This window comes from Neiella litorisoli, assembly GCF_014773395.1.
In the GTDB taxonomy this organism is placed as follows: Bacteria; Pseudomonadota; Gammaproteobacteria; order Enterobacterales; family Neiellaceae; genus Neiella; species Neiella litorisoli.
In genome coordinates this window covers 33,798-45,884 of record NZ_JACXAF010000034.1, presented here as the reverse complement: position 1 = coordinate 45,884, position 12,087 = coordinate 33,798, and the positions used below count along the sequence as shown (strand labels likewise).

At 49.6% G+C, this 12,087-nt stretch carries 11 protein-coding genes; 3 read left to right on the top strand and 8 right to left on the bottom strand.

The window, feature by feature from the left end:
- Positions 1-164 precede the first annotated feature (164 nt).
- Entirely contained in the window at positions 165-1,619 is a 1,455-nt protein-coding gene (locus IC617_RS18070) for a DUF3360 family protein (protein WP_191146392.1), read from the bottom strand.
- Between the two features lie 424 nt (positions 1,620-2,043).
- On the opposite strand from IC617_RS18070, the gene IC617_RS18065 reads away from it, so the two are divergent.
- The 3 genes from IC617_RS18065 to IC617_RS18055 all read left to right on the top strand — a co-directional run bounded on the left by IC617_RS18065 (position 2,044) and on the right by IC617_RS18055 (position 4,290).
- On the top strand, positions 2,044-2,286 hold the full coding sequence (locus IC617_RS18065) for a YecH family metal-binding protein (RefSeq protein ID WP_191146391.1): 243 nt from the start codon (positions 2,044-2,046) through the stop codon (positions 2,284-2,286).
- Positions 2,287-2,449: 163 nt separating this feature from the next.
- Positions 2,450-3,337, top strand: a complete 888-nt coding sequence (locus IC617_RS18060; protein ID WP_191146390.1) for a transporter substrate-binding domain-containing protein — start codon at positions 2,450-2,452, stop codon at positions 3,335-3,337.
- 71 nt (positions 3,338-3,408) lie between these two features.
- Positions 3,409-4,290 carry a type 2 periplasmic-binding domain-containing protein gene (locus tag IC617_RS18055; protein WP_191146389.1) on the top strand — a complete coding sequence of 294 codons (882 nt, stop codon included), beginning with the start codon at positions 3,409-3,411 and terminating at the stop codon, positions 4,288-4,290.
- Between the two features lie 20 nt (positions 4,291-4,310).
- On the opposite strand, the gene IC617_RS18050 is transcribed toward IC617_RS18055, so the two are convergent.
- The 7 genes from IC617_RS18050 to IC617_RS18020 form a co-directional block, all read right to left on the bottom strand.
- Positions 4,311-4,745 carry an ATP-dependent zinc protease family protein gene (locus IC617_RS18050; protein WP_191146388.1) on the bottom strand — a complete coding sequence of 145 codons (435 nt, stop codon included), beginning with the start codon at positions 4,743-4,745 and terminating at the stop codon, positions 4,311-4,313.
- A gap of 54 nt (positions 4,746-4,799) precedes the next feature.
- Complete coding sequence (locus IC617_RS18045; RefSeq protein ID WP_191146387.1) at positions 4,800-5,153, bottom strand: MaoP family protein; 354 nt, start codon at positions 5,151-5,153, stop codon at positions 4,800-4,802.
- Positions 5,154-5,765: 612 nt separating this feature from the next.
- Positions 5,766-7,550 carry an ABC transporter ATP-binding protein gene (locus IC617_RS18040; protein WP_191146386.1) on the bottom strand — a complete coding sequence of 595 codons (1,785 nt, stop codon included), beginning with the start codon at positions 7,548-7,550 and terminating at the stop codon, positions 5,766-5,768.
- On the bottom strand, positions 7,547-8,932 hold the full coding sequence (hutW, locus tag IC617_RS18035) for a heme anaerobic degradation radical SAM methyltransferase ChuW/HutW (protein ID WP_191146385.1): 1,386 nt from the start codon (positions 8,930-8,932) through the stop codon (positions 7,547-7,549). Before hutW ends, IC617_RS18040 begins: the two co-directional genes overlap by 4 nt.
- A gap of 78 nt (positions 8,933-9,010) precedes the next feature.
- Positions 9,011-9,541, bottom strand: coding sequence for a pyridoxamine 5'-phosphate oxidase family protein (locus IC617_RS18030; protein ID WP_191146384.1), 531 nt, complete (start codon positions 9,539-9,541; stop codon positions 9,011-9,013).
- Between the two features lie 15 nt (positions 9,542-9,556).
- On the bottom strand, positions 9,557-9,973 hold the full coding sequence (gene hutX / locus IC617_RS18025; RefSeq protein ID WP_191146383.1) for a heme utilization cystosolic carrier protein HutX: 417 nt from the start codon (positions 9,971-9,973) through the stop codon (positions 9,557-9,559).
- Between the two features lie 50 nt (positions 9,974-10,023).
- Positions 10,024-12,060, bottom strand: a complete 2,037-nt coding sequence (locus IC617_RS18020; RefSeq protein ID WP_191146382.1) for a TonB-dependent hemoglobin/transferrin/lactoferrin family receptor — start codon at positions 12,058-12,060, stop codon at positions 10,024-10,026.
- Positions 12,061-12,087: the final 27 nt, after the last annotated feature.

Below are 12,087 nucleotides of genomic sequence, written 5' to 3'. Positions count from 1 at the left end.
AAAAAAGTAATGTGGAGATCAGATCGAAGTTCACGGAAAAAGTTCAAAAAAATCCCCGCCAATTGCTTAGCGGGGATTTGTGTATAAGAGACAGCCCGATTTATCGGGCGGCTTTTTTATCAGAGAAGTGTGAGAGTTCAGTCCATTGAGTCTCTCTGGAAAAATTACAGTAGTGCAGGAATACCCGGTAGCTGACCGACCAAAGCCAAAGAGCCAACACACACAACGAAGGCAACCAGTGGCAACCACAGACGGTCTAGAGTAGACAATTGCTTCGGACGCTCTTTGTCACCAATGAAGCCCAAGTTGTCGAGCAACATGGTTAGAGCCCAACCGAATACAGGGTTTACGAAGGCACAAGAGAAGATACAGATACCAGCACTTTGTGAGTTCTTGGAATCTTTAACCATCTGCATACCGGCTTCTAGCAACGGCAGGAATACACCAACCAACAGCGCCACGCGCAATACTGGTTCCCACATTGCCAAGTCCATTGGGTAACCAAAGATACCGGCCAACACACACAACAAACCGGTCAGAATTGCACCGCCAGGAATTGGGCGCTTAGCAATTGCAGCAGGGATCATGTACGTACCCCAAGAAGACGCCAAGTTACCGCCACCCAGGCTTACACCGACGATCTGGCGAATCGAAGCAACGGCCATGGTGTCATCGGCGTTCATTAGCACTTTTTTCGCCTTTGGCGGGTAGTTCAATTCTTGGAATACACGGTGTCCTAATACGTCTGGAGACCACATCGCAACGGCCAAGACCGCAAACGGAATCACCGCGATGTATTGTTCGAATGACGGCCAGCCTAACTGCCAACCTGTGTCTTCACCCCACCAGTAGAATGGGTTCATATTTGGCAAACCAGGTTCAGTGACAAACTCAAACGGTGCGCCCATGGCGTAAGCAACAATACCGGCGATGGCCGAACACAATGGAATCGCCAACCAACGTTTCTGAATACGAGCTAAATAAGCGTACAGCACAATAGTGACGACGATAACGCCGAACGATACTGTGCTCATTTCGATACCAGCCGCCCAGCCGCCTAGCTTACTGATCTGGCTGATGGTGCCCACGGCGCCCAAATAAATGAGTAGTCCGCCACGAACCCCTTCGCCAGTCGCATTGACCAAACGCGAGCCGCCTTTGGAGAAACTCAGCAGAAGTCCGAAAATGCCGACCATGATACCCAGCGCAAGCGGGTGTCCGCCGGCCAAAGCAATGAGCGGAATAAGCGGGATCATCGGCCCGTGCGTGCCAGCCAAGTTGGCTGCTGGGTTCAAAATCGCAGAAAAAAGAACAACAAACAAAACACCGGCAATCAACAGCTCAAAACGAACATTTTCAGCCACAAATTCTGGTGATAGGCCGTATTGGGCAGCAAATGCTGCCACCATTGCTGTCACCATCACGATCTTACCGATCGTTGCTGCTAGCGCTGGTACCCAATCTTCGATTTCAATACCGAAATCGCGAAATGGCAGGTTAATGCCCCATCGCTTTACATTGGTAATTTCCAGCTCATGATTAAGAAAGTCTTCACGGCTATCAAATGACGCCGCCGGACGACGTTGCTCCGCGTAACCCAATTCTCCAGAATCAGACATTTAATCTACCCTTACGTACTTGTTATAAATTTGTGCCACTTATTAGAGGGCTGTTAAGCGTTGAAAAGCTTACTGGGTTCAGCCAAACGAAACTTGATCTGAACCTTAATTACACCGTTTTTTTGCAAATTTCATAAAACAATAGAATCAACCGAAAAAAACACACTTTTTAGCCAAATTAACGGTGAAAACCACTTAAACAACGTAATTAATTTACACAATCGCGAAATTTGAATAACAAATATACTGATTTATAAACATTTTTTACCGAGTTGAAAAACACTATAAAATGTTAATTCGCCGCAAAAATTAAGTCCGCGCAGACGTCGCGTAAAAAATGTCGCCGTCGCTTTGAGTTAGATCAGCATTCTCAAGCGAGACATTGGTCACACTGCCAACTCATTAATGCATTCGGAGCACAACAATGACTGATTCCGTTCACGGCCACGAAGTAATGCACATGATGCTCGATTCAGAGCAGCAATTTACTCGCGCCACACTAAAGCAAGCGATTGAACAAAAATTTGGCCCAGCGACTAAGTTCCACACCTGCAGCGCCAGCGATATGGATGCCGATGAATTGATTGATTTTCTCGCCGCGCGCGGCAAATTTGTCGAATCGGATGATGGCTTTAACACAGCCGCTGACAAAATCTGTAATCATTAAAACCGGTTAAGCGCAAAGCCACGCAGCGTGGTTTTCGGTGACTAAATTCGTCCTGAGGTGCTACAGTCTTTTTACCGGTCCATGGTAGGGTCTGGTAGTATTGGCTGCATTCAAAAACATCTGCATTGCGGCCCCCATTTCACCAACACTGGACTCCTTGGCTATGAAGTTTTTGCAAGCCCCATTGATCGTTTGTGTGGCCATTTTGGGCGTGTTGATCAAGCCTGCAATCGCATCGTCATGCCAGCACACAGTGACCCATCCGCCCCTTGAATCCAGTAAAGATCAGCTGATTTTTTCGCTGCTATCACTCGCTCTTAGTAAGACGGACGCCGATATTTGCTACCAACAGTTGCAATTGGTGGTGACCGAGGCGCGCAAGTCGGCCCTCATCAATAGCAACCAACTGAGCGTACAATGGGCCAGTGCTGGCTCCAGCGCTGATACTTACGCCGATCCGATTAAACAGCCGATCTTTTTTGGTCTGACTGGTTTTCGGGTATTAGTGATCCGACAAGGCGAACAACACCGCTTTGACAACATCAAGAGCGCCGATGACTTAAAACAATTGCGGGTTGGCCAAGGCTTGTTTTGGGGCGACACCCAATTACTACAACGCGCAGGTTTTGATGTAGTTACCACCGCCCAAGCGCGGCGATTGTGGAAGATGCTGGCATCGCACCGTTTTGATTACATCTCGCTCGGTGCCCATGAACCGTGGAAAGACATTGCGCTGCGGCCGGAGTTGAACCTGACCGTCGAGCAAAATCTGCTGCTGGTGTACCCGTCGGTACTGTACTTTTATGTCAGCCCTCAACGCCCGCAGCTCAAGGCTCTAATAAGCCAAGGGATGGCACGTGCCACCACCGACGGCAGCTATCAACAACTGCTCCGTCAATCAGAAATGATTCAGTCACTTTTAGCCCATGCCAATATCAGCCAACGGCGCCAAATTCAGATTCACCATGCTGAATTGAGCAAACTGCTGCCTGAAGGTTATGTGATGGAGTTGCCCGCGTTCTTGCTGCAATCGGATCAACCCAGCAAATAGCAGTAATTGGTCGAGAGAAAATAGCGCCATTGGCTATACTGACGACAGGTTAGCCGACAGGATCGTGATTGATGGGCTGGAAGCAGTTGATGGTGTTGTTGGTTGCCATACCGAACCTGTGTTTGGCCTGTGATCTCACCCTCACTCATCCAAAGCTAGAAACCCGCAAAAGCGAACTTGTTCTATCCCTGCTGAAACTTGCTCTGAGTAAGACCGAAGCCAATATTTGCTACCAACCGCTGCCTATTTTCGTTACCGATGGCCGCAAAGCTGCATTAGTCAAAAAAGGTGTGCTCAGCATTCATTGGGCCAGTGCTGGCTTCAGTGCCGATGAATATGTGGTACCCATTAAGCAGCCGATATTTATGGGACTAACGGGTTTTCGAATTTTCGTCATTAGACAAGGTGAGCAAGAGCGGTTCGACTCGATCTATTCGCTCGATCCGTTAAAAGAGCTGAAAGTTGGCCAAGGGGCATTCTGGGGCGATACGCAAATCTTAAAGCGTGCTGGGTTCTCAGTAATGACGGCAACCAAAAACGAGGCGCTGTGGAAAATGTTGGCGTCCAAGCGCTTCGATTACATGCCGTTGGGCGCGCATGAGCCTTGGCCGGATCTGGCGATTCGGCAAGATATGGGGCTGACAGTAGAAAAGAACATTCTGCTGGTTTACCCGTTGGTGCTTTATTTCTATGTCGCCGCCGATCAACCAGAATTAAAGGCGTTAGTTGAGCGAGGCATGGCGTTGGCATTAGCGGATGGCAGCTATCAAGCCAAGCTTTATCACTCCGAAATTATTCAGGCCATGTTAGCTCAGGCCAATCTGCTAGAGCGGCGTCAGTTCTACATTGAAGATGCCGAACAGTTAAAGTTGCTGCCACCCGGCTACAAAATGCAATTACCCGATTTTTTATTTAACCCGCCCGCGCCATTTAGTAGCGAAGCGAAACCATGAAAGCGGGCTACGACCTACTTTTAGTTGCTTTCGCTATCAATCAAAAACGTTGATGACGGGTCAACATAAACACGATCGGCCATCGCTTCTCGTCCCAGCAACATTAAGTAACTCATGTCTTGCCGATTAGTCAGGGTGATTTCAATTGGCCATTGCTCATTGCCGATCACAAACATCGTTTTGATGACACAGCGTTGTTCAGCTTCACCATTCGAGGATTTGATCCGCCGAGAGTCATGCAGCGGCGCTTCACAACTAACAGTATGAGCCAGGTCGTAAACATCTGGATGAAGATCAAACTGAACATAAGGGCGACCGTGCTTTTGCAGCCGAACCAAATTGTCGACATGTAGCGATGATGTTTTCGCTCCTGTATCGATGCGTACTTCCAAATCGCTTATGCCTAAATCAGGTAAGCTGCAAAGCTCTAAATTGCCGATTAATAATCGACTCATTGTCATTTACCAACGCCCTTTAATTGCTAATCGCTAATCGCTAATCGCTAATCGCTAATCGCCAAAATAATCATCGTTATCGCTATCGCTTTCCACCACTGGTTCAGATAGCGAACGCTTGCTGCCACATAAACCATGAAATGCACGGTGGCAACGGCTCAGCTTGATGTATTTGAGCCAGGCTTTTTCAAGCAAGGTTTGCGGCTCGGTTAAGCCCGATACAACATCAACAAAATGCAGCTCTTCGGAGTTCAGCGGCTGCAGCTGCCGTTGCTCAAGTGCGACCAACGTATGGCCAAAATGAGTCAACAAATCGGCTTCTTTTAGGGTGAAATCACCCGTTTTATTGAATCCTCGTGGGAACTTTACAAAGTCGTAGTAAGCCTTGTGGCCATGTCGAATACTCATTGCGTTCACCCTGTTACCAGATTGCGTAAAACATCTCGTGATAGTTTGAACGCACGATAGAGCGCGTTGCTGCTTCTGCAAAACGAAATTTATTTATCGTGACAATAATGACTTTTTGTTATCCGCTCGCAAGCGAAAGAGCGGGCAGTGCCAACTTATATTTGTGACAGTCAACCAGGCAGCAAATACCGCTATGAGGTGCTTCAGCCGGCATGGATGCCGGGTGTAGAGCGTTCCAAGGATGGACTTGAGCGTCACCGATATAGTGGTAATTGTTGCCTGCGCGATACGTACCAGAATAAATATTTCGCCAACAAGGCGAAGTGAAATCACTAATCCCAGAACTTGGCCAGCGACTAAGAGAGCAAGGCTTTAGCGAAGTGTCGCTGCTACGGGAGCTATTCGACGGCAATAAATAACTCATCGCTTTCCCGCGCCAACATAGATTTGTGACAGTCAAGCAGGCAGCAAATACTGCTATGAGGTGCTTCAGCCGGCATGGATGCCGGGTGTAGAGCGTTCCAAGGATGGACTTGAGCGTCACCGATATAATGGTAATTGTTGCCTGCGCTATACGCACCGGAATAAGCATTTCGTCAACAAGGCGTAAAACTAGACCACCTGCGACCCGTAGAGTGTTTGATACAGTCCAGCCTCGGAAAGAAGCTGCTGATGAGAGCCGCGTTGGCTGATCGTTCCATCATCGAGGACAAAAATCTCATCAGCTTGCTCAATAGCACTGAGCCGGTGGGCAATGATCAGCGTCGTTTTGCCTTGCAAAAAACGCTGCAAGTTCGCCAACACCTTGGCTTCGGTCGCGACATCCAAAGCCGAAGTGGCCTCATCCAGCACCACCACTTTGGGATCGCTTAATACCATTCTGGCGATCGCCAAACGTTGTCGTTGGCCACCTGACAAAGCCACGCCATTGCGCCCGACCATGGTCTCAAGTTGCTGATCTTGCTCGCGCACAAAATCATCCAACTCGGCAATTGCCAATGCTTGCCAAATGGCATCATCGCTATGATCGGCACCCATCGTCAGGTTTTCACGCAAGCTGGTATTAAACAATGCCGGCTGCTGCAACACCGTGGCAATATTGGCACGTACCGCTTCGACCCCAACATGCTCGATTGCATGGCCGTCATAACGGACCGTGCCGCTTTGCGGTTGATATAACCCCAACAGCAGTTGAACTAAGGTTGATTTACCACCGCCGCTCATCGACACCAACGCCGCGGTTTTGCCAGCCGGTATAGCCAAGTTGACCTGCTTCAGAACTGGCGGCTTATCGCCATAGGCAAAATCGATTTGTTCGAAGCTTAAAGCAACCGTCGGCGCTCGGTCGAACGGGTCGATCTGGCCCTTTTCAGCAACTTCAGATGGTAAATCGAGCACCGCATTTAACCGGCCCATAGCCGCTTTTGCGCCAAACCAGGCGTACTGCATATTCAGCAGCTCTTGTACCGGCCCCATCATGAACCACAAGTAACCGAACACTGCGAACATCTGACCAATGGTTAAATCGGAAAGCAGCACCATCATCATGGCAACGGCACGAAACACCTCAAAACCAACTAGAAACACGGTGAAGCTAAACCGGCCCATGGCTTCGGTTTTCCATTGCGAAGCAATCGCCCTATCTTTGAGTTCAATGGCCGCCTGCCCGACTTTTGCAAAGTAATGACCATCGCGCCGAATGGCACGTAATTGGTGAATAGCATCGAGGGTTTCGATCAACGAACTTTGAAATGCCTCGGTGGCTGCGTTTTCTCTCACTTTTAGTTGCTTAACCCGTTTACCAAACAGCTGTGAAAAATAAATCACCACCGGATTGAGCAATAAAATGAACAGCCCGAGCTGCCAACTAATCGCCAGTAAAATGGCGGCCACGCCAACCAGCGACAACGCCGCCACAAGAAACTTCGACACCGAGCTGCTAATAAACTGATCGAGGGTATCCACATCAGTAATGCAACGCGCACTAATACCGCCGGAGCCTTGAGTTTCGTATTGCTGCAGTTGCACTTTGGGTAGATGAGCCAACAAACGCTGGCGAACCGATAAACAGATTTGTTTGCCGATGATGGTAAATTGGCGTGATTGCAACACGGTCAATGCCAATGACAGTAACCGCAACAGCACAACAGCAAGCAGGATCGCCGCGATGTAACCGCCATTGGAATGCCAGCTTTGCGGCAACATACGGTTCATCCAATCAACCGCGATACCGGGTTGATTGAGCAATACCTCGTCAACCATCAAAGGCATCATGAGTGGAATGGGCACGCTGATCAGCGTCGCCAAAATAGCAATAACATGAGCCTTTACCAAAGTGGCTTTATGGCACTTAATTTGTTGCCATAAACTGGCCCAGCTAATGTGATTCGTTGTCATGCTGCTGTTTCGCACGCCTCGACTGCTTGTGGATTTTGATTCAGGTATTGCAACATACCATTGGCCATGTTCACCGACCAGAATTTACCGGCTGTGGTCAATTCAACACAGTCTTGTCCCGCTTGGATGTTCAATTTAGCTAATCCATGCTGTTGCCATTTGGCAAAGAGCGGCTGTGCTGCCCGAAAACGAGCCGCGCCGATTTGCGCTGGCGTCAATAGACCAGTATCACAAGCGCCAACCAACGCTGCATCTTGGAGGTAATTAGCAGGCTTGACCATCATCATGGCGACCGGCCATTGATTGTTCTCAATGGCTTGTTGCCACGGCTCGATATCGCGCGGCTGCATGTAACCAAAACCAGCTAAACTACCGCCGGCACCTGCGCCGACAGCCAAGATCTCCGCGCCTGATTTTGCCAATGAATTGTAGCGGCTACGCTCTTTGTTACTCGTTGCCCAATGGCAATAACTCAATTGTTTCAAGCCATGCTGAGCAAAATAACGACTGCCCTGCTGATACAACAAGGCGCGTTGCGGCGAATCCATCGGCTGTGTAATGCGACCTTTTTCAACATCGCGCTCGATACCTGAACCTTTGAACTGAATCAGCTGATATAAATCAACCCCATCAACGCCTGCGCTCAGCGTGTCTTCTAGGTCTTGCTGCCAACTATCGGCCGTCTGATGCGGCAGCCCATACATCAAATCAATGGCTATGGTGGCGGCATTGCTGGCAGTCAAACGTTTGAGCTGAGCCAGCAGTGGTTCGCGGTCATCGAGTCGTTTGGCCGCTCGGCGCACTTGCGTATCAAAGCTTTGCACACCAAATGAAAAGCGATTGAAGCCAGCTTTCAAAGCACTGGCAAATTTGTCATCGTCAAACTTGTTGAGGCGACCTTCCAGCGTTATTTCGCAATCATCAGCCAATGGTAGACATTGCTGAATTCGCTGACCCAAGGTGAAAATTTGCGCCGCAGTTAAGTCGGTCGGCGTACCGCCGCCGATATAAACCGCATCAAATGGCTGTGCTTGTGACCAAGGCTGCACCGCTTTGCGTTCTAAATCGAGCAATAACAAATCGAAGTAGTTCGCCATGAGTTCAGCAGAGGCGGCGTATTTGAAGAAATTACAAAAACTACAACGCACCCGGCAAAACGGAATATGCACGTACAAGGCTCTACCTTGGCTGCTGGCAGACGACTGTGCAAGTAACGACGATAATTGCTGCCGAGCCGCGCCTGCTGTCATCGGCGGGGTTCCGCCACGACCAGCGTGAGCACCAGTTTTGGCCGCGAACGCATATTGCAGCGGCGATGGTGATGGTCGCCCTGTCATTGCTTCAGTCAAGGTTAGAGAACAAGGATCAAAAGGTGTCGACATCACATACTCCGAAATTGCTTGGCATCACTAACGATAAAGCCGGCACAACAGGCCGGCTAACATGGGTAATTGGCGCGATTACGCCTCGGCTTGCTCGCGCTTTTTGTGGCCATCGCGCATGTGTTCAATTTGCTCCCCTAACAGTCCTTTACCTGAAAACGAGAACGCGCGCCCAAAGCCTTTCACAAAGCGGCCACTAATTGGCTCCAAACGGAACATTTTAAAATCGCCTAACTGGCTAAGATTTCTCACTAACTCGCCATGGCGGCCTGTGAGTTGATCGAGTCCGAACTGCCACTCGTCGCTATCAACCGGCAACACATGGGCCTCCACCTGATAGTTAACCCGCAACCGAGCAAACAACTCGTTGGCGCTGTCTTCATCTTCAATCACCAACACAGATGCCACTGGATTCACTTGCAAATTCACCGCATGAACGGCAATTTCACTGAGCAGCACGTAGAAACATTCGTCACCCATGGCAAATGGCGCATAAGATGCGTAAGGGGCGCCATCTTTGGTAATTGACGACAAAAACAAGCTCTTGCGGCTGTCCAGTAATTGTTTAATTTCCGGGCCGACGCGGCCGGCAATTCGTTCACTCGTCATGGTCTCTCCAGATCATTAATTAGGTTGTAAGCCATTGGCTTTTATTTGTTGGAATTGTTCGAGTTGTTCAGGGTGAATGACGTGTTGATCATCGCGCCCCAGATATACCTTGAAGATTGGTTGGCCCTTGCGGTCTTCAAACACAAACGCAAAGCTGTCGGTGCCACGGTGCTTACGCTCAATCAGCCGAATCGACGCAATCGCCTGCAACTTAATGTGGCCACTAAAACCCATCTCGCCAAGCGCTAAGTTGTAATACCCTTCTGCAATACTGCCGGCAGGAAAAACTCCCTTAAATTCAAAGACACAACCAGCCACAATGACAATAGTGGTGGTGTTGCGCCATGACGCTAATTCGGTCATCAGCGCCTGCGCCTGACTACCAGGAAGAACGGTGGCTTGCTCAGCTTGTGGGGAGACTTGTTCGGTCATAACTACCTCGACAGAAAGCCCCCACATGCGGGGGCTAATTACATAATGGTTTAGAAACTGTATTTCGCAGACAAAATCACTTCTCGGCCAACTTCGTCCAGCTCGCTCCACGCTTGACGATAATGGCGATCGCTAATGTTGTTGACGGTTAAATCTACCTTGACCGCCGGCCAAGCGGCAGGCTTGTAACTGACGTACAAATCACCAACGGTGTAACCATCGTAGGTGGTGCCATCGGTGTTAGCTTCGTACTTAGTTTTGTCTTGATCGTTGGCATGGGTGATACGGACACCGGTGGTCAACTGGCTATCGAAGAAGCCATAGCTCAGATCGGCGGTCAGGGTATCGGCCGGGATATTGGTCAGATCGTCGTTAGAGTGATCATCTTCGCCGCGGACAATGCCGTACGCCAAACTGGCTTTAAACGCCTGATAAGCATAATTAGCACTGATCTCAAAGCCTTTGATGGTCGCTTCATTGACGTTGTACCAATAGGTTTTACCCGGATCCATTTGTGGACCAAAGGCCGGTGCCGTCACAATTTGTTGAATGAAATCATCGACTTTATTCTGGAATACCGAAGATTGAATGTGCAAAGAATCATCATTACCAAACACCCCAGCGAACTCGGCCTTGGCCATTAACTCAGTATTGGCGGCTTGTTCAGGTTTCAGATCTGGGTTGGGCTCAAAGCTGTTACAAAAGCCTGGGAACATACAAAAGTGGTAGCCGGTGGAGTAAAGTTCCTCAGAACTTGGCGCCCGGAAAGCGCGGTCATGACGCAGCGTCAGCTCCAACCAATCTTGCGCTTGCCAGATGATGGCTGCCGATGGGTTGATATCATTATCAGAGCGATCGTCACCTAGGTTTTTCGCCTCGGTTGAAAAGTAGTCGTAGCGAACGCCCGCTTCCACTCGCCAACCATCAGCAACGGGATAACTCGCTTGCACAAAGCCACCAAAAATATCCGTGTCGGCATCAGGCGGAATCGGCCTATTTTCACCGCCGCGATCAGCGCTAAATTCCTCACGATGACCATCAATCCCGTACAACAAGGTAACATCGCCAATTTGCGAGACATTGTTGATATTGAGGCCGTAAACATCCAGTTCAGTGTTGTCTGAGCGACCATCACTGAGCCGCTCTTCGTCCATTTCAACACTATTCCAGTACGCCATGACTTGAGCATTGAGCAGTGGCGAGGCGGTATTAATGCGGTAATCCAACGCCGCGTTCATGGTGTCCTGATCGCGCCCGATCATAAAGTTCGAGCTGCCGTTTGGATCGGCAGATGCATTCGATGGCACTGCCCCTTCGACGTTAGCCGCGCGGAAATTGAATTCCAGTGATTGGGCATCATCAAGCTGCCATTGTGCTTTGGCCAGCATGCCTTTGTCCTCAGAGCCCGAACCGACTAATGATTGGCCGTTACCCAATTCGGCATCGTTGGAATCACGGTAATAGGCGCTGAATAATAGATCGACGCTATCGGTGCGCCCTGCTACTGCGGCGGTGGTAGTGGACTGATCGTTGTTGTCATTGAAGCCGGTTTTAACAAAACCGCCAATCGTTTGCTCTGGCGCTAACAGGTCGCCGGCAGACACGGTGTTTTGCGATACCACACCAGCGACAGCGCCCGATCCCCACAAGCTACTCGCAGGGCCTTTAACCACCTCGACGCTGGTCAGCAGTTCAGGGTCAAAAAAGTAAGTTGGCCGATGCCCAGATTCAAATACCTGACGGACGCCATCCACGGTTTGCAAAACTTTATTACCCGATAAACCACGGATATTGACACTTTGGTTATTGGCACGCGGGCCGCCACTGACGGTAATGTTAGGCTCATAAGCAACAGCTTGAGCGACCGATTGCGGCTGAATGGTTTCAATGGTTTCTTTATTAACAACCGCAACTGGGCGAGTAACCTCATCCAGTGAAGTCTCGATACGAGTGGCGTTCACTACCACAGCATTCACTTCAAAGACCGATTGTTCGGCTGGCGCTGCAGCGGCGTTTTGCTCATCTGCGGCAACGGCCACACCACACAACGCGGTGCTGATACAAAGTGCTAACGGTTTAACGTTCATAACTATCCCAAAAATAACTATCCCAAA

Coding starts and splice junctions, on each gene's coding strand:
- IC617_RS18045 (WP_191146387.1), bottom strand. CDS start 5,153: ATGAGTATTCGACATGGCCACAAGGCTTACTACGACTTTGTAAAGTTC.
- IC617_RS18060 (WP_191146390.1), top strand. CDS start 2,450: ATGAAGTTTTTGCAAGCCCCATTGATCGTTTGTGTGGCCATTTTGGGC.
- IC617_RS18065 (WP_191146391.1), top strand. CDS start 2,044: ATGACTGATTCCGTTCACGGCCACGAAGTAATGCACATGATGCTCGAT.
- IC617_RS18030 (WP_191146384.1), bottom strand. CDS start 9,541: ATGACGAGTGAACGAATTGCCGGCCGCGTCGGCCCGGAAATTAAACAA.
- IC617_RS18040 (WP_191146386.1), bottom strand. CDS start 7,550: ATGACAACGAATCACATTAGCTGGGCCAGTTTATGGCAACAAATTAAG.
- hutW (WP_191146385.1), bottom strand. CDS start 8,932: ATGTCGACACCTTTTGATCCTTGTTCTCTAACCTTGACTGAAGCAATG.
- hutX (WP_191146383.1), bottom strand. CDS start 9,973: ATGACCGAACAAGTCTCCCCACAAGCTGAGCAAGCCACCGTTCTTCCT.
- IC617_RS18070 (WP_191146392.1), bottom strand. CDS start 1,619: ATGTCTGATTCTGGAGAATTGGGTTACGCGGAGCAACGTCGTCCGGCG.
- IC617_RS18055 (WP_191146389.1), top strand. CDS start 3,409: ATGGGCTGGAAGCAGTTGATGGTGTTGTTGGTTGCCATACCGAACCTG.
- IC617_RS18020 (WP_191146382.1), bottom strand. CDS start 12,060: ATGAACGTTAAACCGTTAGCACTTTGTATCAGCACCGCGTTGTGTGGT.
- IC617_RS18050 (WP_191146388.1), bottom strand. CDS start 4,745: ATGAGTCGATTATTAATCGGCAATTTAGAGCTTTGCAGCTTACCTGAT.